A 21,983-nucleotide genomic window follows, 5' to 3' on the forward strand; every position below is an offset into this window, starting at 1 on the left:
CTGTATGTTCGGTATTTTTACATTTCCCCTCTGTATTGGCAGGAGATGTTCAATAATTTTGAATTGTGCTTTCGTGATTTCCATAGGCGCACATTCTATCAAAATTAGTGTGAACAGGCCCTAGTACTTTATCAAACCTAGTTAATGGGCGTGGATCCTCATAATATCTAAGATTGTCGAAAGCTTCGTCCTCTTTGTTAATTTTTCCAGCCCTGTAAACTGCCACACAATCAAATCTATCTAAGTAAACAACATTTTTTCGCTTAAAGTCCTGCTCTTTGAACTTTACTTGTGCTTGTCGTTTAGTGAGTGGCATATAAACCTCCATTGCAACTAATAAAGTGATTTATACATAAAGAGATTGTATAAAAATCAGTAATTCATACTGATTTCCCAAGTGCTGTTTTTTACAATATTTATTTCTTTTCACTTTCGGTATCGATTTCTAACTCAGTAGATAACGGCTTTTTATATAAAAAAATTCGTGACCATGTGTTCTTCGCCAGTATCTCACCGTCATTTATAAATTTTTCTCTGTTGTGAATCATGCAATATAGCTGCCATTGGCTTTGAACTTTTTGCTTTCTCCTCAAACTAAATCGATTTTTTGTTTTCTTTGAATTACATTTATTCACCTTGATGGGCCATAACATTTGTACATGGCGCATGCTCCTTTATCAATTCTAATATCTGGCACATTTTTTAAGTACCTGATATAAAAGGGGTTTGCTAAAGTTGTTAAATAGCGTCCAAAACAAAACGAGTTTTTCCTGTTATCCAAAATAATAGGGTTCTATTATTTCTCAATGCCTGGCCGATAAACTATTGTTATAAAAACCCTTTTTCTAATTCTCAGAGCGAAAGCCCACAACATTCTAGTATAAAGCGAGCAAAGAATTTAATAATAGCTAAATATTCAGTATATTTGCCGAGCCCAGAGATGGAGGACTACAGCGCCGAGTCCATTTATCGAATCGTTACCTAGGGATATCCGGTTACGGAGTTATAGCATTCGGTCCGAATAACTTACCAGTGGGGTGTAGTAGCAAGCAGTGCCCGACGGCAGAGGTTTCGATTGTGGAAGGTCTAACATACGCACCCCCGGCGTGAACCGGCCCGGATGGCACAGTCCCTATATCTCACCATCAACTGTTGAATGTTTTGTTAGCGGCTGAGGTTTTGGGGCAGTGACAGCGAGTTCTACATCCCGGAAACCATAGAAATCATAACGCCCGCCGCCACCGCCGAACCGATCACGCCGGCGACATTGGGACCCATGGCGTGCATTAGCAGGAAGTTCTGCGGATTGGCTTCCAGACCCACTTTGTTGGAGACCCGCGCCGCCATGGGCACTGCCGAAACCCCGGCGGAACCGATCAACGGGTTGATCGGCGTTTTACTAAAGCGGTTCATCAACTTGGCCATCAACACGCCACAGGCGGTGCCGATACCGAAGGCGACTATGCCCAGGCACAGGATACCCAGGGTTTTCGGGTCCAGGAATTTATCGGCGGCCAGTTTGGAGCCCACCGCCAGGCCGAGGAAAATGGTGGTGATATTGATCAATGCATTTTGCGTGGTATCACTCAGGCGTTCAACCACACCGCACTCGCGCATCAGGTTGCCCAGGCAGAACATACCCAATAGCGGCGCCGCCGTGGGAAGAAACAACGCCACCAGGATCAGCAACACCAACGGAAAGGTAATTTTTTCCCGCTTCGATACCCGCCGCATCTGGGTCATGGTGATGCGGCGCTCTTCCCGGGTGGTCAGGGCCCGCATGATGGGCGGCTGAATCATGGGCACCAACGCCATATAGGAATAAGCAGCCACGGCAATGGCACCGAGCAGTTCCGGTGCCAGCAGACTGGAAACGTAAATGGCTGTGGGACCGTCGGCGCCGCCGATAATGCCGATGGCCGCGGCATCGGCAACGCTGAAATCCATCAGGCCCGCCGCCGACAGGCCGACGGCACCGAGCACGGTGGCAAAAATACCAAACTGCGCCGCCGCCCCCAAAAACAGGGTTTTCGGGTTGGCCAGCAGCGGACCGAAATCGGTCATGGCACCAACCCCCATAAAAATCACCAGCGGCGCCACGCCACTGTCGATCGCCACCCTATAGAAGGTGTAGAGCATGCCATCGCTATGACCCGCCTGCGCCGCTATCTGCAACACCTGGTAGCGGGCGCCGCCGCCGGCATCGGCATAGAGCTGCAGCAGCTCATTGCCGGAGTCAACCGCACCCGCACCCAGCGCCTGGGCAATGGCGGCAAGCACCTCAGGGTCGGCAGCGTAAGCTGCATTTTCAATCGCCGACAGGGCCAGGCCGGCGCCGGGTATATTCGCAAGAATGCAACCGAAGCCGATGGGCACCAGCAACAGCGGCTCGAACCCCTTGCGAATCGCCAGAAACAACAATCCGAACCCGACCAGGATCATGACGAGTTCACCGCCGCTCACCTGGTAGACCCCGGTGTCATGCCATAAATTAAGAACTGTATTCATGGGTTTCCTCCGGCGCCTCAGGCAATGGTCAGCAAGACGTCGCCGACAGCAACGGCATCGCCTTCTTTGACATTGACTGTGCCCACCACGCCATCTCTGGGCGCACTGACTGCGGTTTCCATTTTCATGGCTTCGAGCACCAGCACCGTATCGCCCTCGCTGACCTGTTGGCCGGACGCCACCAGCACCTTGAAAATATTGCCGGCCAGGGGCGCCGGCACCGGCTCGCCGCCAGCGGCCGGTACCCCTGCGCCGCCACTGGCGGCCGCGGCACCACCGACCGGCACGATACCCGTCAGGTCGCCGCCGTCGGCGACGGTCACGGTGTAGCTCTGCCCGGCGACGGTCACGGTGTACACTTCCTCACCCGCGGCAGTGGTGACAACGCCACCCTCCTTGCCGGTGGGAACAGGCTCGAAGGCACTCGGATCGCCGCGGTGTTGCAGAAATTTCAAGCCGATTTGCGGAAACAGCGCATAGGTCAGTACATCGTCAATTTCGTTGTCGCCGGCGGCCAGGGTCACGCCTTTCTCGGTGGCGACCTGCCTTAAATCAGCAGTAATCTTGTCCAGTTCCGGCTCCAGCAAGTCAGCCGGGCGACAGGTAATCGGTTCCGCACCCTCCAGCACCCGCGCCTGCAATTCTTTGTTAACGGGTGCCGGTGTCGCTCCGTATTCACCTTTGAGCACCCCGGCAGTTTCCTTCGAAATGGACTTGTAGCGCTCGCCGGTCATGACATTGATAACCGACTGGGTGCCGACAATTTGCGACGTCGGTGTTACCAGCGGGATGTAACCGAGGTCTTGGCGCACCCGCGGTATTTCCTCGAGCACGGCGGCGAGCTTGTCCTCGGCGCCCTGCTCGCGCAACTGGTTTTCCATATTGGTCAACATCCCGCCCGGCACCTGGGCCACCAGGATGCGCGCATCGACGCCTTTGAGAGCGCCCTCAAATTTGGCGTATTTCTTTCGCACCTCGCGAAAATAATCGGCGATTTCACCCAGCAGGTTGATATCCAGACCGGTGTCGCGCTCCGTGCCTTCCAGGATCGCCACCAGGGTTTCGGTAGGGGTGTGGCCGTAAGTCATCGACATGGAGGAAATCGCCGTGTCGATATTATCCAGCCCCGCTTCCACGCATTTTATGGCGGTGGCGTGGGCGAGCCCGGTGGTGGCGTGGCACTGCATATGGATCGGAATGTTGCAGGACGCTTTCAGCCGCGTGACCAACTCGTAGCCGTCGTAGGGGCGCAGGAGACCGGCCATATCCTTGATGGCGATAGAGTCCGCGCCCATATCTTCTATGCGCTTGCCCTGCTCCACCCAGGTATCGATACTGTGCACCGGACTCAGGGTGTAGGCGATGGTGCCCTGGGCGTGTTTGCCGACGTCTTTTACCGCTTTCAGCGCCGTTTCGATATTGCGCATATCGTTCATGGCATCGAACACACGAAATACATCGATGCCGTTGCGGGCGGCACGCTCGACAAATTTTTCCACCACGTCGTCGGCATAGTGGCGGTAACCGAGAATATTCTGGCCGCGGAATAACATCTGCTGCGGCGTATTCGGCATCGCCTTTTTCAACTCGCGGATACGCTCCCAGGGGTCTTCACCGAGAAACCGGATACAGGCATCAAAGGTCGCGCCACCCCAGGATTCGAGTGACCAGAAGCCAACCCGGTCGAGCTTTTCTGCAATCGGCAGCATATCGTCGATGCGCATGCGGGTCGCGAACAACGATTGGTGCGCGTCGCGAAGTATCACATCGGTAATGCCCAGCGGTTTCTTTTCCTCACTCATGGGTGTTTGCCCCTACTTTCTTCTCGGTATCGCTGCCCGGGCCGGCGGTCCGAACAGGGTAAAACTTCTGGTTAACGGTGCGGATCGCGGTCCGGCGAACTACTTTTTGCCCCGGTGCTGATCTATGGCCGCCTTGATAACGGCCAGCAACTGAGTATCGCCGGCGGGAGAACGGGTGGGAGTTGAACCGGTACCCGGTGCGGCAACCTCGGGTTCCGGCTCACGAAAATAACGCTGTACGATCGCCGACATTAGTGTCATGGCGATCACCAGCAACGTCAGGAACACAAACACCGTGCCCATGCCCAGTAACATCAGATTGACGCCCTGCTGCAGCAGCGTCTCTTGAACAGCGGGGTCTTGCATTTGTTTCGGATCTCCTTTTGACCGAGAAGTTATTCCAACCGGACAGTTATTCCAACCGGGCATAAAGCCGGTGCGCACTTGAAGGCGGCTCGAACTGTAGCTCGAATGCCTTTTGTAGGCAAATAAAACCATTTACTACACAAAAACAGTAGCAATTTTGCCAGTCATTATCTTTGTTTTTCAAGCAGTTAAATTTTCATACACCTGTTTGAACAGCGTTCGCGAGATTTGGTTACAGCAGAAACTACAAGAGCTGGTGGAGCGGCTTTCACCAACCGCCTCTCCAGGCCAGCGACCGGGTCGATTATCGGGTACAATGCGGGCCGGTGTTGAGGACAGCCACTACTTAAGATAGCCGTTATTTACAACGGCCACGAAGGTATTTGCTTCACACTCTTAGCGAGAGCAGGCGCCTGCCATTCACAACCACCACCACTTTTGACAGTCATTACGGCGATAACCGATGCGCATTTTTCTAGCTCCCATGGAGGGCGTTGTTGACCAACATGTCAGGGCGTTGCTGACAGACCTCGGGGGCATCGATGGTTGTGTGACTGAATTTGTGCGCGTCACCGATCATCTGTTGCCGGAAAAGGTATTCCGACGCTATTGCCCGGAGTTACAAACTGATTGCCGAACCCCAAGCGGAACCCCGGTGCGAATCCAGTTGCTGGGAGGCAAACCGGGCCCCATGGCGGCAAACGCCGCCAGGGCGGCAGCACTGGGCGCCGCCACCATCGACCTCAACTTCGGCTGTCCGGCCAAAACGGTTAATAAAAACGACGGCGGCGCCCGTCTGTTACAGCAACCCGAACGGGTTGGCGGGATTGTTGCCGCGGTCCGCAACGCCGTCCCAAAATCTACCCAGGTCACCGCTAAAATCCGTCTCGGCTTCGAGGACAAGTCGCGCTATCTGGACAACGCACTGGCCGTCTTCGAGGCCGGTGCCGATGAATTGGTGGTGCACGCCCGCAGTAAAAAAGACGGTTACCGGCCGCCGGCCTACTGGGAATATATTGGCAGCATTCGCGAAAATATCGCCATCCCGGTTATCGCCAACGGTGAAATCTGGTCGGTGTCGGACTACCGGCGCTGCCGCCAACTCTCGGGCTGCGAGGATGTTATGTTGGGACGCGGGTTGTTGGCCTGCCCCGACCTGGCGCGACAAATAAAGACAGCCGCGGGAACGGCAAACTGCACACCCCTGACCTGGGGGCGGATTTGCCAACTGCTGTTTGATTACTACCTGCAAACCAAGGCGCTGTATCCCGGAAAGTTTTTAGGCAATCGGGTCAAGCAATGGCTCGTCTATTTGCGCCTGCGCTATCCCCAAGCCATCGAATTTTTCGAGGCCATCAAACGTCACCGCGACGCCGCTGCCATAGAGTCCGTTTTTCAGCGGCACTTGCAGGCGTTCCAAACATAGGGGGTCAAGTCTTGACTAATAGTTAGTGCTTAAGTCTAAAACTTTTTCCTATCGGAGTAATTATTTGACAGTATCGCAAACAACAACTCGGCTAAAGTCTCTGGTAAAAAGAACAAGAATATCGTTGCGGACCTAAATACTATTAGTCAAGACTTGACCCCTTAACGCCCCATCGCCTTACCTTCACGCCGGTGATCAGCGCCGCCCAACCAACCACCCTCCACCCGCTGAATAGCGTGCATACCACTGTTCAGGTCCCGCACCTGGATAGTATGCCCCATCGCCTCAAGCCTGGCCCGGTAGTCCTCCATATAAGTCGACTTTTCCAGCGCTGTCTTACCGTTGCGATTGCTGATCTTCGGCATGGCGATAGCCTGCTGAATATCCAGCTTCCAATCGATCACCCCCAACAAAGTCTGGGTGACATAGTTGATGATATTGCTGCCCCCGGGGGAACCGAGAATCAGCGTCGGCCGGCCATCGCGCAACACCATCACCGGCGCCATGGAACTGCGCGGGCGCTTGCCCGGCTCGACCCGGTTGGCCACCGGCTTGCCGTCACGAGTCGGCGACAAGGCAAAGTCCGTCAACTGGTTGTTAAGCAAAAATCCACGGGTCATAACAGTGGAGCCATAGGCCATTTCGATGCTGGATGTCATCGACAGCGCATTGCCGTGGCGGTCGACAATCGACACGTGGCTCGTGCTCGGCAACTCATACACCTCGCCGTCGGCCCGGGCCAGATTTTGCAGTTGTCCCGGTTGCGCCTTGCCCATATCTTTGCTGCGACTGATCAGGCGGCGCCGGTCCGCTATATAGCCGGCATCCATCAAACCGGCGACAGGCACCTCGACAAAATCACTGTCGGCGATATAGCGATCGCGATCGGCGTAAGCCAGGCGCGAGGCCTGAGTAATCAGGTGCAATGTGGAGAGCGCAGGACGCCCGTCAAAGGCCAATTCAAACGGTTCCAAAAGCTTGAGCTGTTGCAGCACCGCGATGCCGCCGGAACTGGGGGGCGCCATGCTGCACACGCTGTAACCGCGATAGGGGGCACAGACCGCCGGGCGCTCCTTGACGCGATAGCCGGCCAAGTCCGCCAACGCCAGGGTTCCCGGCGCAATTTTACTGTTCTTGACCGCAGCGACCATGGCCTCGGCCAGCGGGCCCATGTAGAAAGCATCGACACCCTGCCGGGCGATAAGGCGCAAAGTAGCCGCCAACTCCGGATTCTTTAACAGCTCACCCGCTTTAACAGGCTTGCCGCCGGGGTAAAAATAGTCTTTCGCCGGCGCGAGTTGCTTCAGGCCCGGGTTAAACTCCGCCGCCACCAGCGCCGCAAAGCGAGGCGACACCCGAAAGCCCTCCTCCGAGGCCCGGATGGTATCGTCAAACAGCGCCGACCAGGGCAGTTTACCGTAGCGTTGATGGGCCAGTGACAGTGCTTTCAACACCCCGGGTACACCGACGGAGCGGCCGCCGACCACCGCCTTGATCCAGGGGTCGGGCTTGCCGTTGCGCCCCAAAAACAACGCCGGCGACGCCGCCGCCGGCGCTGTCTCGCGACCATCGTAGGAAATCAGCTTCGAACCGTCGTGATGGAGAATAAAAGCGCCGCCGCCGATCCCCGACGACTGCGGCTCAACTAAAGTCAGCATCGCCTGCACGGCAACGGCGGCATCGATAGCGCTGCCGCCTTTGTGCAGCACGTTGTAGCCCGCCTGCGCCGCCAGCGGATGGGCCGCCACCACCATAAAGTCACGGGCAAATATCGCCTGCTGGCGGGTGGTCCCGGTGCCCTCTTCAGGGTTGTCTCGACCGGCCTGCTGGGCGGGGGCGACAGCGGCAAACCAAAACAGGCAAAAACCGGCCAGTAACCGGGCTGGGATAGGTCTATTTGTCATCGGGTTCAAAAAGCTCACTCCAAAGTCTGTCACGGGTTAATGGCGGTTGTAGTGGGCCGCGTGGCACGGGGGTAATCGACGGCTAGTGTGCATGATTTACCGCCTCGCGGAAAGGCTTGGTCGCCATACCCTGCCAGCGCTTGAAGGCGTGAAAAAAGCGCCAGTCCACCGAGTGCGGCCGGCGCCGGCGGCGCACCGCTCGATAGCTACAGCCGGTGTATAAGCCGGACACTTGACCTAAAATCACTGAGAATCTGTCCGCAGACGCCATAGTAACCCGGTTAATCTCGGAGTACAGTAGCGGACACGGCGGCGTATCGGAGGGCGGATTGAAGGCCCGGTCGAAGACAAAAGTGCAGGAAAAAGCAAAATCCGGAGGGATAATGTGGGGAGTCAAGTTTTGCTGGATGTACTGATTATCGGCGGTGGTTTTGGCGGTCTGGGAATGGCGATAACCCTGAAGCGGGCGGGCATTCAAAATTTCATGCTGCTGGAGCAGGCCCGGAGCCCCGGGGGCTGCTGGCGCGACAACACCTATCCCGGTGCCGCCTGCGATGTGCCCAGCCACCTGTATTCATTTTCCTTTGAGAAAAAACACGACTGGTCGCGCAAATACGCCTCCCAGGCGGAAATTCACGATTACCTGTGCCATTGCGTGAAAAAATACCGGCTGGCGTCCCATATCCGCTTCGGCACCCGGGTGGTCTCGGCAGTGTTTGACGAGCGGAACAACCACTGGCAGGTCGACACCGACAGCGGCGTTTCACTCACCGCCCGGGCACTGATCACCGCTACCGGCCAGTTGAGCCAGCCGGCATATCCGGTCCTGCCGGGACTGGAGCAGTTTCGCGGCACCGCCTTTCATTCCGCCCGCTGGGATCACAACTGTGACCTGGCGGGCAAGCGCGTGGCGATCATCGGCACCGGTGCCAGCGCCATCCAGTTCTTCCCCGAGGTCGCTAAACAGGCCGCCGCGGTCTATCTGTTTCAACGCAGCGCCCCCTATGTCATACCGAAACGCGACCGGCCCTACCCGCGCTGGGAACAAACTCTCTACCGTCGCCTGCCCTGGTTGCAACAGCTCAGTCGCTATTGGCTCTACGCGGTGCACGAGGCGCGTTTTTTGGGTTTCAACAACGCCGTACCGGGGCTGCTGAACTGGGGCCGGCGGGAATTTCGGCGGCTGCTGGCCCGGGATGTCAAAGACGCCGGTACCCGGGCCCGACTGGTACCGGACTACCCGTTGGGGTGCAAACGCATATTGATCTCCAACGACTACTACGCCACGTTCAACCGCGATAATGTCACGCTGGTGACCGACCCGATCAGCGCCGTTGGGGCCGCGCATATCGACACCGCCCAGGGCCGGATCGATACTATCGACGCTATTATTTACGGCACCGGCTTTCAGGCCTCGGCGTTTCTCTCCCCGATACGGGTGACGGGCCTCGACGGGCGCGATCTCAACACCGCCTGGGCCCGGGGCGCGGAGGCCTATCTCGGCATCACCGTGTCGGGTTTTCCCAACCTGTTTATGCTGTACGGGCCCAACACCAATCTTGGGCACAACTCGATTATCTATATGCTGGAGAGCCAATACCGTTATGTGCTCGACGGTGTCAGGCTGCTGCTCAAACAGCCCGAGCGCCGTTTGAATGTCTCTGCCGACATTCAGCGGGGTTTTAATAACCGTATCCAGGAAAAACTTAAACACACCGTCTGGCACCAGGGCTGCACCAGTTGGTATAAAAACGCCGAGGGCAAAAACCTCAATAACTGGCCGGGTTTCACTTTCGTCTACCGCTGGCTGACCCGCAAGCTCGATCGGCGTGACTATATCGGCGATAACCCCTGAGGTCATTGAGTGGCCACGGACCTGGTACCGACTGCTGACTTAAGCCAAAATCATCGGAATCGCCAAAGTCGATGATTCACTGGGATCAACAGGGACGCCTGGAATGGCACTGCCTTAAGCACGTACTAAGTTGCTAAGTTGCAGGCGTCCCGAATGGCACTGCTTTAAGCAAATTTGCGCAGTTTATCGACCTCCACACTATCCCTAACGATCTTGGTTAAGAATATCGGAAGTAGGTTTACCGCTGGGTGGGGCTTTCAGAAACTCTCGACAGCAGGGATGCTGTCGGGAAATCCCCAGGGATGGGTTCACGATGTGTTTCTGAAAGCCCCACCCAGCGGTAAACCGGCCAATTAGCACACTTTTGCTTAAAGCAGTGCCATTCCAGGCGTCCCATATTTAAGAACCCAGCAGGTAGGCTCCCATCGAAATTCAGCCTCCAGGGCCTCAGCCAATAGGGACTCTATACGGCTTGTACGACCTCAAAAGTAATGGCCGGCTTCTACCACTTCAGGGGGACGAACCACAAACGCTGTATACCGGGAGAACCACTCCACTCAATCCAGGTCGATGTGAATCATCACTAACCCTTGACTCAAGCGCATCGCCGACAGGTAAACTTCCCGCAACAAACAGAGCAGCCCGACAATCAATACCAACATCGCGACAATAAAAACACTGGAGATTGGCAGAGACAGATTGATCGCGCGGATATGGCTGTAAAACAACATCACCACCACCACACAGATCAGCAGGGCACAGGCTACACACAGCGTAAACGACCAGTTCAGCAGCCGGCTGCGCTTCTTCAGATAACGCCGCTCCTGCCTCAGAGTCGCCAACAGCGACTCATCCTGGGTCAGGCGATGCTTTTTCTCCAGGATTCTGGCCCGATCCACAATTCTGTTGAGACGGTTGGACACCACACCGAGCAGCGCGGCAATGGCGGTGAGCAGAAAAACAGGCGCCACGGCGGTCTGGATGACCTGCGCAATGGTGATGATATTGAGAACCTGTGAATCCATAAGCTGGGTTTTCGACCTCTACAGTTGGAGCGGCTTGCACGTAAGGGACAACCGGTTGCCACCAATTTACTTAATCCCTGCGCGGGATATACAATGGCGCCTGGAAGCACCAATCTGGCGGGATAGTGCCAACACGGGTGTGGTGGAATGCCCCTGCCGTTTGGGGACAAACCCGGGATAGATCGAGGATCGGTCGCACACGCAGCGAGCGCCAACCAGCCGCGTCGGGACGATCATAGCCTCTTACCGCAGATAGGCTATCATCAAATCACCACAACACATATCCACACATCATGATTGATATAACAAAGACCAAAAAACCAATCGCTCAAAAATCAGCCGCAAAACACCGCCGCATTCAGCCGGGCGTAAGTCTGCTGGGAGCCTTTTGTGTCGCCCTGGCGATCACCCTGGCGCCGCCCAGCCTGGCCGGCAAGCTGTATAAAATTGTCGATGAAAACGGCAAGGTGACTTTCAGTCAGTTCCCGCCGAAGGAAAAAGCCGATACCGATAAAGTCGAAGATATCGCCGTTAAAACCACCGGCAGCGAAAAACTGGCGGTGCAGACCCGGGCCGGCATCCAATACTGTGGCGATATCCGACTGACCGATCGCCGTAACAGCACCGGTACAGACAACACGCTCTACCTCAGCCGCCGGTTGGAAGAGTGGCGGGAGCGGACCCAGCGATATGAAGCGGACCTGGAGCAACTCTCGAACCGGCAGTTCGATCGCAGCACCAACAGCTACGCCAGGCACGAAAGCAGCACCCAGAAGAACAACCGCTATAAGCAATACCAGGCCTCCCACGAGCGGGCACTGCAGAACCTGCGCCAGTACCGCTGCGCCGTCGACTGGGCGGAGGGGCAATTGAAAGGGGACGACGGCAGGGAAGGACTGGCGTCAATTAATAAAGAAGTCGACCGGCTGCGCGGCGTTCACGACCAACTCGAGGCCCAATTGTACAAAAGCTGCGGGCCGGAGCCGCTGTTCGATCCCACCACCGCCCAGGGCAAGGAGAAGACCCGGCGCTGGGAGGCCTGCGCCAAAAACTACAAAACAGATATGCAAAAAGTTCGCAATAAAATTCGCAACGCCTCGGTCAACGCTCGCTATTAGTGAGTCTCAACCGTGAATATCTGCCCCGACAGCGCGTCGGATCGCATTTTCTGATGGCTGCGCCGCTTCAACATAAGCGCCCTTCAGCGGCAGTGAAAGGGTAAAAACTCGCTATCAATATCAGTGCGGTTACTGCCGGCCGCCGCCATACCGGTGGGAATACTGTCATTACCGCAAATCCAGGACACCGGACTTTGCGGTGAGTTCGGCACGTAAACAGGTCGAATGCTGAGCCGCTTGCCGTCCAGGTCATTTCTGATCTTATTGCCGAACTGAAGGTGAAAAGCCCCTTTCTCCAAAACTATCGCGGTTACATAGTTACCGATGATTTTATCCGCCGGGGGAATGCCCGCCGCCTCATTATCAGCGGGAAAAACGCCCGTCGACCGATAGCCTGCCGATATCAAAGGCTGATAGTGCTCGATCAGCTTCAGGCTTTCGCGCATCTGGGTGCGGACAATCGTGCGACTGCTGTCGGGCAGCGCCAGGGTCAGCAAAATGGCCACCACGGCTAACACCACGACCATCTCAATCAGTGTAAATCCCCGGGGTTTTGTCGGCATGACGGGTCCTGGCTGGTGCGGCTTGTGGAGCGACTCAGTATACTGAAAAAAAACGCCCGCCGCTGTCAATCGGCCGCGGCCGTCTTGAGGCTGATCCAGGTGGCCTCGGCGCGGGCGAACAGCTTTCCGGCAGCATCGAACAATGCCGTACCCGCGCGGTGCTTGCGGCCGTCGTGGGCGATGGGCCAACCGGTAACGATCAGCGGTTCGCCCGGTACCACATCCGCCCCGATAACGGCGGCCAGGCGCCCGAGCAGTGCCAGGTCGGCCCGGGCCTGCACGGCAAAGTAACCGGGGCAATCCAGGGCGGCCCAGAGAAATTCCGGCCGCACCATACCGCCCGCGTCAACCAGCGTGGAATCGGGTTGCCAGCATACCGAACAAACCCACCGCAATAAGATAGGGGTAAACCTTGGCCGCAAACTTCAGCGCCGGTAAATAGGGCTCGAGTTGCTGGACCAGACGGCTGACCCTGTCCGGTGGTTGCTGGGCAAGTTGCGGGGTATCACGCAAAAACCTGTCTATTTCCTCGCGCGCCTGGCGCAGCGATCCCCGGCGCGTATTTTTCAGTCGGCTTACGGCCGCTACCCGGTGTCCCTCCTGCAGCAGGCTGATAACCTCATCGGGCATCGCCCCAATCGGCGCGCGGTTATCCGTCAAGGTAGCCTCGATCGAGGTACCCTCCGCCACTGACCCATCCCCTGCGGCAGAAGCCAGCCGGGACCTGCCCATCGGGATTTTGCCCGCCGTAACACTACCGGCTTCAGCCACATCCTCCGGCGGTGCCTCCTTGACTCCCAGCCGGCGGCGCAGGTAAGCGGCCAGGGCATCGGCCAGTTCCCTGCCCTCGATATCTTCGCCGACTTTGAGTTCCGGATAAGTGCGCGCTACCAGATAAAGCGAGAAATAAGCCGTGGCTCTGCCGTCACGGCTGACGCTGCTGGTTTGCTGCACGCGAATGGCGACGGTATCAGCCGCCGGCACCATCCGCCGCAAAACCGACAGGCCAAACAGGCAGCGCTTGGTGAGCACACCCTGCGCCGTCACCGATACCCAGAGCGAACTGAAAGCAAAATACAGGGCCAGGGCCACGCCTCCAACAGCAATCAATGCAAAGGGCGAAGCGAACAGGGCGGCAAACAATAAACCCGCCAGGGAGTGGGAGCCCATGGCGAGAATACCGAGCACCGCCCAGCTAAACCCCACTCCGAACACAGCACTGAAAACGGCACCCAGCCAATGCCGTCCCATCGGGTAGTAAAAGAATTCGCTGTCGCCGTCGCGCCGGTACTGCACCGCGCGCCCCAACCCGGCCTCCTCCAGTGCCCCGTCGGCCAGTGTATCGACGGCGGCCTGCGCCGCCTGTAATCGCCGGCCGGCAGCCTTGGCACTGGTGCTTTTGATAACGCCGCGCGCACGCTCCCTGCCCGCAAATACCGGGATGCGATAGCGACGTTTTAAATCCACCCCGGGCACGTCGGCCGCAAAGGTTACCTGCCAGTAGTGGTAATCACCTTTTGCCGGGGTGCTTGGCGGCAATCCCCCGGGCACATCAAATGCGAAGGTGAGCAGGGTTTTACCGCCCATGGCGTGGCTGTCGGCGATACCCTCATCACACCACTCCACCCGTTCCGTGCGCCGCCTTTCGCTGCTGTGCTGCGATATGTAAACATAGATGCAGGACAACAGTACCTGGACCCTGGCACCGGCCGGCAAACCACCGAAGGTCGCGCGCCCGCCGACCTGGCCGCCGATACAGCCGGGATAGGGGTCCATTTCCAGGGCCACCCGGCCGTAGCGCCTGAGGCCCAGCCACTGGCGCACGGCATCGACGGCAATCACCGCGGTGACCAGCGGCATCAGCATAAACAGCAGGGCACCGGCGTTGAAACGACGCCAGTCGCCGCCCAGGCGACTATTCAGCTCATGGAGCAAAACAGCGCTGATAACTGCGCATACCACCAGCGCCAGCAGCGTCAACCAGAAGTTGCGCGCGGCGGTGGAGTAAAAGCGGTTTTCCCGCCAGGGTTTGTGGGTGCGAAAGTTGTCGCGATTGAACATTTGGGGACCACGCAGCCGGCTTTATTGTCGTTATTGCCAAGCCAGCATACCCCGGCGAAACCGGACTGTGCAATGCCGGGCGGCACGTCGGCACGGGTATGGGCATCGCCGCGATGTTCACAGGTCCTCTCCGTTTATATCGGCACTGGAGACTGGCGAAACTCGCGCAAGGAATTCTGCCGAGCCTTACAATAGATTTTAGCGTAAGCGCCGTGGCATATTTTATGGTAAATGCTATGGCATGTTTTATAAGAGGTTCGGTCTATTAGTCCCTATATAGAAGCTGTGGCTGTAAGCAATGGCACTCGCTTCAGGCGCCTGCTCCCGGCACTTTAACAAAGAGGTGCCAATTGACCGGTCTGCCTCTAGGCGAAAGCAGGGATCTTAAGCAAGTGCAATTAGTAACTGAAAGTAACACCTAAGTAGCCGCTGAATCACAATAGTTATCCGCGTTTTTGCCAGCAATATTGACCAGCATTTTGGATATGCTGTTAAAGCGCCGATCGATCTCCGAGCCGCTGGTGTAAATCTCCATAATCATTTCCATATGATCATTGACCAACTCGGCCAAAAACCGCTCCTGGCCCTGGGTCAGCACCGGTGTGGCAAATGCCCCGTTTAAGCGCCCCAATAATTGATCGATAATTTTCGAGGTCTGACTGTCGCGGTGTTGAAACATACATTCGACCTCGGCCACAGCAGAGTCTATCTCCGCCAGCTCCTCCCTGACCCTGGATAAAACCTCCCGCTCCTTTTGTTTTTCCAATTCGATCACCCCGATCCGATCCTCGACACCTTTGAGAACCCTGGCCACATGATCGCCGGCGTACTCGCCGGCGCCGGCACCGTCGTGGCGGCGATCTTTTACCAGCGTGGAGACCGACTCGCAGGTAAACGCCGTGCGCTTATTAAAGCGGATGATCGGCTCGCGGCCCAGCAGCCGCCCCATCAGCTCCGCCTCGATCGGCGAACAACCGGCCGGATGGGTGGAGAAATTGCGGGTTTCACCGCCGGCGCGAAGCTGGACACTGGCCTCGAGATCCAACGCCCGCAAACAGCGGGTCAGCGCCTCGCCCAAACTCGACAGGTCTTTGCAGCCGAAGATCTCCTCGTAAAAGTTCATGATGGTGCCCAGTTCACCGACGCTGTGGATCGCCGCCGAAGCGGCCTGTTGCGCGGCCTCGATCTGGTGTTGCGCATCCCGGTGAAACTTCAGGCAGGCGGCGACCTTGGCCATCAGTTCCTCCAGCATCACCGGTTTGGTTATATAGTCATAAGCGCCGACCTCATAACCTTTGACAATGTCTTCGAGCGCCGACAGCGCCGATACGAAAATAACCGGCACGGCTTTGCCGAGCTTGTGCTCGCGCAACATCTGGCAGGTTTGGTAACCGCTCACCTCCGGCATCATGACATCGAGCAGGATCAGGTCTGGGGTCTGCGAATTGAACCGTTCCAGCAGGGCCGGACCACTGGACAGCGAGACCACTCGGTAACGGCGCTCCAGTGCCCGCTCAAGCAGACGCAGGTTGGCCGGTTCATCATCGACAACAGCTATTAACGGTAACTCAGTCATCTTTTACATCCGCAAATTGTCATGGGGTGGAAACTTCAGCCGCAGGCAGCGGCAGACCGAAGACACAACCGGCCACCAGGTTTTCGACAGTGATATCGGAGTGCATAAGCTTCGCCAGTTGCCGGCTGATCGAGAGCCCGATACCGACGCCGTCGACAGCGGTGCGCTCGGCTCCCAGGCGATCAAACGGCTTGAACAGTTTGTCCAGCTTATCGGCGGGTATACCCGGCCCCTGGTCGATAACGCGGAACACAACAGCCTCGTCCACTTGTTCGACTTCCAGGGTGATACGACTCGCCGCCGGTGAATACTTGACAGCGTTACTGATCAGATTGACCAGTATTTGTTTGGTCGCCCTGGCGTCGGCGCAGACATACTTCGACGGCACACCGACCACGCGTAAACCAAGTTGCTGGTGTTTTTCCTGCGCCAGGGGCGCAGCCAGCCTCAGACAGTCGTCTGTCACCGCAGACCAGGAGAGCGTGATGTTATTGATGTCCACCTTGCCCGCCTCAATCTTGGTAAAGTCGAGAATATCGTTGATCAGGCTGAACAGGTGGCGTCCCGCCACCTCTATCTCGCCGATCGAGGCCAGTTGCCTGTCGGTAGGCAGATCGACCTCGTCCATCCGCAACAACTGGGCGAAACCGAGTATGCTGTTCAAAGGCGTGCGCAGCTCGTGACTCATGCGCGACAGGAATTCCGTTTTTGCCGCATTGGCCGAGCGGGCTTCGGCAACCACCTGCATGTAACTGGCGGTTCTCTGGTTGACCTGTTCCTCGAGGTTGCGGTTCAACGACTCGAGTTGCAGTTGCGCTTGTTTGCGCAGTGTGATCTCCGCCTCGAGCTGCGCCTGCTGGTCCTCCAGCAACTGTGCTTTGTGCTGCAAGTCCTGGTTCATCAGGCGCAGCGAAGCCAACAGCTCACTGATGGTATTGATATCGCGGTAGCTTCTCAACAGGGTCACCACGGTATTGGTGAAGCGCTGAGAGGTAATATCGATTTTCTCCAGGTAACCGTTGATGTCGTATTGACTCAGGAGGGTGGACTCCGGCGGCGCCCCGGGTTGCCCGGTGGTCAAGAGAATTCGCGTCACCCGGTTACCCCGTGTGTTGCGGATAAACTCGACCAGGTCGAAACCGCTGGTGTCGGACTCCATGACCACATCCACGATCACGATGGCGATATCCGTTGTCTCCGTCAACACCTGTTTGGCCTCGGTCTCGGAATAGGCATCGACGATGTCGATCGGGCGCTCGTCGAAACGACAGCACTCCAGCATCACGCGGATCGCTGCGTGTACATGTTCATCGTCGTCGATGATCAACAGCTTCCAGTTCCGGCTGGTCTCAGCGGCAGGCCCCGGCAACGGCCAGTCGTTTACGGCCGCCGGCACGGCCACACCCCCGTCGGCGGCGCTGTCGGCACAGATATGAACCGGTTTGGTGTAAGACATACCACTGTCCCCCCAGTGATGCAGGTCAGCTGCAGACTCTGTTTAAACCCCCACGGCATCCAACGCGGCCCCGTTGATGAACGGCCGTCGTACTGTCTGGAAAAAAGGCATTGATCAAAAGAATATAGTCGCGAATCGCCAATAGATAAAGTAAGGAGACGCTCATCCTCCGTAGCTGGCAATGACTGCCGCGCGAAGCTCGCCGGCACGGCCGGACAGGGAGGGTGTGCCAGGGTCCGTTGACACTCTTTCAGTTGGCGCTGCCGGGCCTGGCAAAGCGCCAATCTAGGCGCGGGGAGCGGGGTTTGGTAGCATCAACGGGGCCTGCTTTTGGTGCTGGACGGCAGTCCAGCCCCGGCAGAGCTAACTGAAACAGTGTGATCCTGGTATCAACGGGGACCCAAAACCGGCGACAGGGGCGCTATCGCAATGGTCGGGATAGACGAGGGGAGGCTACAGCAGCGCATCGATCGCCTGCGCGGCGATATTATCGACGACCTGCCCGGGCGCCTGGCAGTCATCGACCGGGAGGTCACCGCCCTGCAGCAACTGGCCGCCGCCAATCAGCACAGCGCCGCATTGAAAGCGGCCGAGACCATCGCCTATCTCAGCCACAAGCTGACCGGCTCCCTCAGTATTGTCGGATGGGAGGCGGCCATCGCCGCCGGTGGCGAATTGGCGTGCCGTTGCCGCACCTTGGTTAACCGGCCCGACTCTCTGTGCGACAGTCTGCAAATTTCCCGTGTCACCGACCAATTCGCCACGCTGCGATTAGCCATCGAGGCGCTGGCCGGCGCCGCCGGGCAAGCCTCCGGACCTGACCCCGGTCTCCCCACTGGAGACAGCGAATAGCGACGCCGGCCAGCAAAGTGGATCGGCCCGGACTGCGAAACCGAACGGTCATCAGAGTCGCCTCATTCCTCTTTGCAAATTGATAGCGTAATGCGCGTCTTGGGCCATATCCCTTGCAAATTGGTTCACAGTATCGCCTCCCGATCTCTTCTATGATGCAAAACAACCGCACCCGGGATGACATCTCGCCGCAGCTCTGCCAATAACAAGAACGACTCCCGTCGCGGGAGAGCGTTGAGGAACAGCAATGACCGCCAAGACCAGAGTCAACAAAAAGTTTGAACAGCGTATCGTGCCCACTTGCCTGGGGCGCATCCGCTTGCGGATCATCGGCCAGGGCCAGCCGATGTTCTTCTGGTCGAGTCTGCTGCTGGACGGCAGCATGTGGATTGCCCAGGCGGCCCAATTCAAGCGCAACTATTGCGTGGTGCTGATCGATCCCCCCGGGCAGGGTGGCAGCGACGATATCGAACGCCTGTTCAGCCTCGACGAGTGCGCTTTATGTCTGGCCCAGATCATGGACGCCGTGCGCGTCAAGGCCGGCTATATTATCGGCGACTCCTGGGGCGGTATGGTGGGGGCGACCTTTACCGCACTCTATCCGGAGCGGGTGGCCGGCGCAGTTTTGATGAACTGCAGCGCCTCCCCCGCCACCTTGCGGCAGCGGTTGCTGTTCACCGCCATCGGCTACGCGGTGCGGGTGGTCGGCTTTCGCGGCCCGCTCGTGACCCGGGCTCTGAAAGTACTGGTGGGGCCAACGGTGGAGATAGAATCGCCGAAGATATTGGAAACGTTGCGTTTGAATCTGTCGCGCACCGATAAGCGATCGGCTTACTGGGCGCTGATGAGCATGGTGGTGGGACGGCGTTCGCAACTCGACCTGCTGGCGGCGGTGCGCCGTCCGGTCCTGATGATCGCCGGGGAGGACGACATTATCTTTCCCCCCGACGAAACCCGGGATATGGCCTGCGCCATCCCCGCCTGCGAGTTCCGCGTGATGAAAAACACCGGCCACCTGGCGGCCCTTGAGCGACCCGATCAGATCAATACCATGATTGCCGATTTTATCCGCAATATCACCGCCGAGCGCCAGCGCCGCAAACTCCGGGTGGTGGGCGGACAAAGGAAAAAAACCGGCTAGTTACAGTTACTGTCCCCACAAACCACCCCACCGCGGCACTCGCACTTGAATAAGTGTATAAATATACAGTACTCTAGCCGCCATGAAACTCTACATTGCCGAAAAGCCCAGCCTCGGACGGGCCATCGCCGATGTGCTGCCGCAGCCCCAGCGCCGGGACGACGGCTGCATCTGGCTCGGTAACGGCGACTGCGTTACCTGGTGCATCGGTCACCTGCTGGAGCAGGCGGAACCCGAAGCCTACGATCCGGCATTCAAACGCTGGCAGTTGGAGCACTTGCCCATTGTACCCACCGAATGGCAGCTGCAGCCCAAGCCAAGCACCCGTAAACAGTTGAGCGTACTGCGGAAACTGCTCAAGCAGGCCGACCAGGTAGTGCATGCCGGCGACCCCGACCGCGAAGGTCAACTACTGGTGGACCAGGTCATCAATTATCTGGGCGGCGCCAAGCGCGGGCAACCGCCGGTGTTGCGCTGCCTGATCAGCGACCTCAACCCCGCGGCGGTCAAACGCGCACTGGCGCAATTGCGCAGCAACAGCGAGTTTATCCCCCTGTCCACCTCGGCGCTGGCGCGCAGCCGGGCCGACTGGCTCTACGGCATCAATATGACCAGGGCCTATACCTTGCGCGGTCGCTCGGTGGGTTACCAGGGGTTGCTGTCGGTGGGGCGGGTGCAGACACCGGTGCTGGGACTGGTGGTGCGCCGGGATCATACCATCGAAAACTTTGTGCCCAGAGCCTACTATGAAGTCCTGGCGCTGGTGGCAACAGAGGACGGCCAACAGTTTCGCGCCAAGTGGCGCCCGAGCGAGGCCTGCCGGCCCTATCAGGATGAGGAGGGGCGGGTGTTGGTGAAAGGCCTGGCGGAAAATGTGGTCAAGCGCATTACCGACAAACCCGCCACCGTTACCGAAGTCGATACCAAGACCAAACGCCAAAACCCGCCGCTGCCCTATAATCTCTCGGCCCTGCAGATCGATGCGGCAAAACGCCACGGCATGAGCGCCAAGCAGGTGCTGGATACCTGCCAGGTTTTATATGAGCGACACAAGCTGATTACGTATCCGCGCTCCGATTGCCGCTACCTGCCCGCAGAGCACTACGGCGAGCGTAGCGGGGTGATCGGCGCCATCGCCCACAACACCGCCCTCGAGCCGGGCGCGGGCGCCCTGCCCCAGGCCGCCGAGCGGGCCGACAGCAGTCTGAAAAGTAAGGCCTGGAACAGCGCGCGGGTGGACGCCCATCACGCCATCATCCCGACCCGGAAACACCTCAGCAGCAACACCCTCAACCGGTCGGAGCGCCGGGTTTACGACCTGATCGCACGCCAGTACCTGTGCCAGTTCTACCCGCAATATGTCTATCTGGACACCCGGGTGACGCTGACCATCGAAGGCGGGTTGTTTGTCGCGCGCGCACGCCAGGATCTGGAGCCCGGCTGGAAAGTCCTGTTTAAAACGCCGTCCCGCAACGGCAGTGACCAGGACACAACACCCACCCCCGAATCGGACCATGAACTGTTGCAAGACCGGTTGCCGCCGCTGAAAAAAGGCCAGCCACTGCACTGCCTGCGCGGCGAACTGCTGGAGAAACAGACCCAACCCCCCAAGCCGTTTACCGATGCGACCCTGCTGTCAGCCATGACCGGCATTGCCCGTTTTGTTACCGATCCGGCGCTGCGCCGGGTGCTCAAGGAGACCGATGGCCTGGGCACCGAGGCTACCCGCGCCGGCATCCTGGAGCTGTTATTCAAGCGGGGCTTTCTCACCCGGCGGGGCAAAACCATTCTGTCTACCGAGGCCGGGCGCGGCCTGATCAGCTGCCTGCCGGAGTCGGCCACCACCCCGGATATGACGGCGCGCTGGGAACTGGCGCTCGGCCGGATCAGCAGCCGGGAGGGCAGCTATCAGGGTTTTATGGACCCGTTGCACAGTTCACTGCGGGACCTGATCGAGCAGAGCAAGGCCGAAGTACCGGCCGGATTAAAGGGCATCCCGGTGGCGCGACCCGCTTTCAAACGCTCGCGCAGCGGCGCCAAAGGCAATGCAAGCGGAGCCGGTAACAACAGGGCTGGAACCGGAGTAGGGAATAAAAGAACGGCAAAAAAAGGATTAAAAAGCAAGAGCGTTAAAACCACGGGGGCAAAAACCAGAGGGGCCAAAACCAGGGGGGCGAAAAGCCGACGTTCCACTCCCTGATTGGATCTGTTGGCGCCTGCTGGAAGCTGTTTCAATCACTGTCGAGCGGGAGAGGTGCTTGAGAGGGTGCGCGGATCACCGGTTTGACGGGCAAGGGTGCTGTTTAACACAAACAAACCGGTGATTAGCG

General features: G+C 57.9%; 18 protein-coding genes. 6 read left to right on the plus strand and 12 right to left on the minus strand.

Annotated features, from left to right (window positions below; all coding sequences use genetic code 11):
- Window positions 1-49: 49 nt before the first annotated feature.
- From FKG94_RS26720 to FKG94_RS26740, 4 genes are all read right to left on the minus strand, one after another.
- A complete protein-coding gene (locus tag FKG94_RS26720) occupies window positions 50-316 on the minus strand; it encodes a hypothetical protein (RefSeq protein WP_142930014.1) in 267 nt (88 codons plus the stop codon).
- Between the two features lie 884 nt (window positions 317-1,200).
- Complete coding sequence (locus FKG94_RS26730) at window positions 1,201-2,508, minus strand: sodium ion-translocating decarboxylase subunit beta (protein ID WP_142930016.1); 1,308 nt, start codon at window positions 2,506-2,508, stop codon at window positions 1,201-1,203.
- 17 nt (window positions 2,509-2,525) lie between these two features.
- Window positions 2,526-4,310 carry a sodium-extruding oxaloacetate decarboxylase subunit alpha gene (oadA, locus tag FKG94_RS26735; protein ID WP_142930017.1) on the minus strand — a complete coding sequence of 595 codons (1,785 nt, stop codon included), beginning with the start codon at window positions 4,308-4,310 and terminating at the stop codon, window positions 2,526-2,528.
- 99 nt (window positions 4,311-4,409) lie between these two features.
- A complete protein-coding gene (locus FKG94_RS26740; RefSeq protein ID WP_142930018.1) occupies window positions 4,410-4,676 on the minus strand; it encodes an OadG family protein in 267 nt (88 codons plus the stop codon).
- Between the two features lie 463 nt (window positions 4,677-5,139).
- Here FKG94_RS26740 and FKG94_RS26745 point away from each other — a divergent pair, with 463 nt between their 5' ends.
- Entirely contained in the window at window positions 5,140-6,102 is a 963-nt protein-coding gene (locus tag FKG94_RS26745; protein ID WP_142930019.1) for a tRNA-dihydrouridine synthase, read from the plus strand.
- Between the two features lie 161 nt (window positions 6,103-6,263).
- Here FKG94_RS26745 and ggt read toward each other — a convergent pair whose 3' ends face one another.
- Together ggt and FKG94_RS28850 are read right to left on the minus strand one after the other, a co-directional pair.
- On the minus strand, window positions 6,264-8,006 hold the full coding sequence (ggt, locus tag FKG94_RS26750; RefSeq protein ID WP_142930020.1) for a gamma-glutamyltransferase: 1,743 nt from the start codon (window positions 8,004-8,006) through the stop codon (window positions 6,264-6,266).
- 82 nt (window positions 8,007-8,088) lie between these two features.
- A complete protein-coding gene (locus FKG94_RS28850) occupies window positions 8,089-8,253 on the minus strand; it encodes a hypothetical protein (protein WP_179957830.1) in 165 nt (54 codons plus the stop codon).
- Window positions 8,254-8,391: 138 nt separating this feature from the next.
- On the opposite strand from FKG94_RS28850, the gene FKG94_RS26755 reads away from it, so the two are divergent.
- On the plus strand, window positions 8,392-9,861 hold the full coding sequence (locus FKG94_RS26755) for a flavin-containing monooxygenase (protein WP_246125427.1): 1,470 nt from the start codon (window positions 8,392-8,394) through the stop codon (window positions 9,859-9,861).
- 557 nt (window positions 9,862-10,418) lie between these two features.
- On the opposite strand, the gene FKG94_RS26760 is transcribed toward FKG94_RS26755, so the two are convergent.
- Window positions 10,419-10,886, minus strand: a complete 468-nt coding sequence (locus FKG94_RS26760) for a DUF2721 domain-containing protein (RefSeq protein ID WP_142930021.1) — start codon at window positions 10,884-10,886, stop codon at window positions 10,419-10,421.
- Window positions 10,887-11,179: 293 nt separating this feature from the next.
- Here FKG94_RS26760 and FKG94_RS26765 point away from each other — a divergent pair, with 293 nt between their 5' ends.
- On the plus strand, window positions 11,180-12,004 hold the full coding sequence (locus FKG94_RS26765) for a DUF4124 domain-containing protein (RefSeq protein ID WP_142930022.1): 825 nt from the start codon (window positions 11,180-11,182) through the stop codon (window positions 12,002-12,004).
- An 83-nt stretch (window positions 12,005-12,087) separates the two neighbouring features.
- Here FKG94_RS26765 and FKG94_RS26770 read toward each other — a convergent pair whose 3' ends face one another.
- The 5 genes from FKG94_RS26770 to FKG94_RS26790 form a co-directional block, all read right to left on the minus strand.
- Window positions 12,088-12,567 (minus strand): pilin, encoded by a 480-nt coding sequence (locus FKG94_RS26770; RefSeq protein ID WP_142930023.1) that lies wholly within the window; start codon window positions 12,565-12,567, stop codon window positions 12,088-12,090.
- 65 nt (window positions 12,568-12,632) lie between these two features.
- Window positions 12,633-12,902, minus strand: a complete 270-nt coding sequence (locus FKG94_RS26775; RefSeq protein ID WP_142930024.1) for a hypothetical protein — start codon at window positions 12,900-12,902, stop codon at window positions 12,633-12,635.
- Window positions 12,903-12,912: 10 nt separating this feature from the next.
- Entirely contained in the window at window positions 12,913-14,628 is a 1,716-nt protein-coding gene (locus FKG94_RS26780; protein ID WP_142930025.1) for a hypothetical protein, read from the minus strand.
- Window positions 14,629-15,046: 418 nt separating this feature from the next.
- The gene (locus tag FKG94_RS26785; RefSeq protein WP_142930026.1) at window positions 15,047-16,204 is read right to left on the minus strand and encodes a response regulator; all 1,158 of its coding nucleotides are present in this window, start codon (window positions 16,202-16,204) and stop codon (window positions 15,047-15,049) included.
- Between the two features lie 19 nt (window positions 16,205-16,223).
- Window positions 16,224-17,660 carry a hybrid sensor histidine kinase/response regulator gene (locus FKG94_RS26790; protein WP_142930027.1) on the minus strand — a complete coding sequence of 479 codons (1,437 nt, stop codon included), beginning with the start codon at window positions 17,658-17,660 and terminating at the stop codon, window positions 16,224-16,226.
- Between the two features lie 429 nt (window positions 17,661-18,089).
- Here FKG94_RS26790 and FKG94_RS26795 point away from each other — a divergent pair, with 429 nt between their 5' ends.
- The 3 genes from FKG94_RS26795 to FKG94_RS26805 all read left to right on the plus strand — a co-directional run bounded on the left by FKG94_RS26795 (window position 18,090) and on the right by FKG94_RS26805 (window position 21,853).
- Window positions 18,090-18,512, plus strand: a complete 423-nt coding sequence (locus FKG94_RS26795; RefSeq protein ID WP_142930028.1) for a hypothetical protein — start codon at window positions 18,090-18,092, stop codon at window positions 18,510-18,512.
- Between the two features lie 247 nt (window positions 18,513-18,759).
- Window positions 18,760-19,653 carry an alpha/beta fold hydrolase gene (locus tag FKG94_RS26800; protein WP_142930029.1) on the plus strand — a complete coding sequence of 298 codons (894 nt, stop codon included), beginning with the start codon at window positions 18,760-18,762 and terminating at the stop codon, window positions 19,651-19,653.
- Window positions 19,654-19,735: 82 nt separating this feature from the next.
- A complete protein-coding gene (locus tag FKG94_RS26805) occupies window positions 19,736-21,853 on the plus strand; it encodes a DNA topoisomerase III (protein WP_142930030.1) in 2,118 nt (705 codons plus the stop codon).
- Window positions 21,854-21,983 lie beyond the last annotated feature (130 nt).

This window comes from Exilibacterium tricleocarpae (assembly GCF_007004655.1).
GTDB lineage: Bacteria > Pseudomonadota > Gammaproteobacteria > Pseudomonadales > Cellvibrionaceae > Exilibacterium > Exilibacterium tricleocarpae.

Bases quoted from the DNA above. Each gene is read 5' to 3' on its own strand.
- FKG94_RS26720 (WP_142930014.1), bottom strand. From the start codon at position 316: ATGCCACTCACTAAACGACAAGCACAAGTAAAGTTCAAAGAGCAGGAC.
- FKG94_RS26730 (WP_142930016.1), bottom strand. From the start codon at position 2,508: ATGAATACAGTTCTTAATTTATGGCATGACACCGGGGTCTACCAGGTG.
- oadA (WP_142930017.1), bottom strand. From the start codon at position 4,310: ATGAGTGAGGAAAAGAAACCGCTGGGCATTACCGATGTGATACTTCGC.
- FKG94_RS26740 (WP_142930018.1), bottom strand. From the start codon at position 4,676: ATGCAAGACCCCGCTGTTCAAGAGACGCTGCTGCAGCAGGGCGTCAAT.
- FKG94_RS26745 (WP_142930019.1), top strand. From the start codon at position 5,140: ATGCGCATTTTTCTAGCTCCCATGGAGGGCGTTGTTGACCAACATGTC.
- ggt (WP_142930020.1), bottom strand. From the start codon at position 8,006: ATGACAAATAGACCTATCCCAGCCCGGTTACTGGCCGGTTTTTGCCTG.
- FKG94_RS26760 (WP_142930021.1), bottom strand. From the start codon at position 10,886: ATGGATTCACAGGTTCTCAATATCATCACCATTGCGCAGGTCATCCAG.
- FKG94_RS26765 (WP_142930022.1), top strand. From the start codon at position 11,180: ATGATTGATATAACAAAGACCAAAAAACCAATCGCTCAAAAATCAGCC.
- FKG94_RS26770 (WP_142930023.1), bottom strand. From the start codon at position 12,567: ATGCCGACAAAACCCCGGGGATTTACACTGATTGAGATGGTCGTGGTG.
- FKG94_RS26775 (WP_142930024.1), bottom strand. From the start codon at position 12,902: ATGGTGCGGCCGGAATTTCTCTGGGCCGCCCTGGATTGCCCCGGTTAC.
- FKG94_RS26780 (WP_142930025.1), bottom strand. From the start codon at position 14,628: ATGTTCAATCGCGACAACTTTCGCACCCACAAACCCTGGCGGGAAAAC.
- FKG94_RS26785 (WP_142930026.1), bottom strand. From the start codon at position 16,204: ATGACTGAGTTACCGTTAATAGCTGTTGTCGATGATGAACCGGCCAAC.
- FKG94_RS26790 (WP_142930027.1), bottom strand. From the start codon at position 17,660: ATGTCTTACACCAAACCGGTTCATATCTGTGCCGACAGCGCCGCCGAC.
- FKG94_RS26795 (WP_142930028.1), top strand. From the start codon at position 18,090: ATGGTCGGGATAGACGAGGGGAGGCTACAGCAGCGCATCGATCGCCTG.
- FKG94_RS26800 (WP_142930029.1), top strand. From the start codon at position 18,760: ATGACCGCCAAGACCAGAGTCAACAAAAAGTTTGAACAGCGTATCGTG.
- FKG94_RS26805 (WP_142930030.1), top strand. From the start codon at position 19,736: ATGAAACTCTACATTGCCGAAAAGCCCAGCCTCGGACGGGCCATCGCC.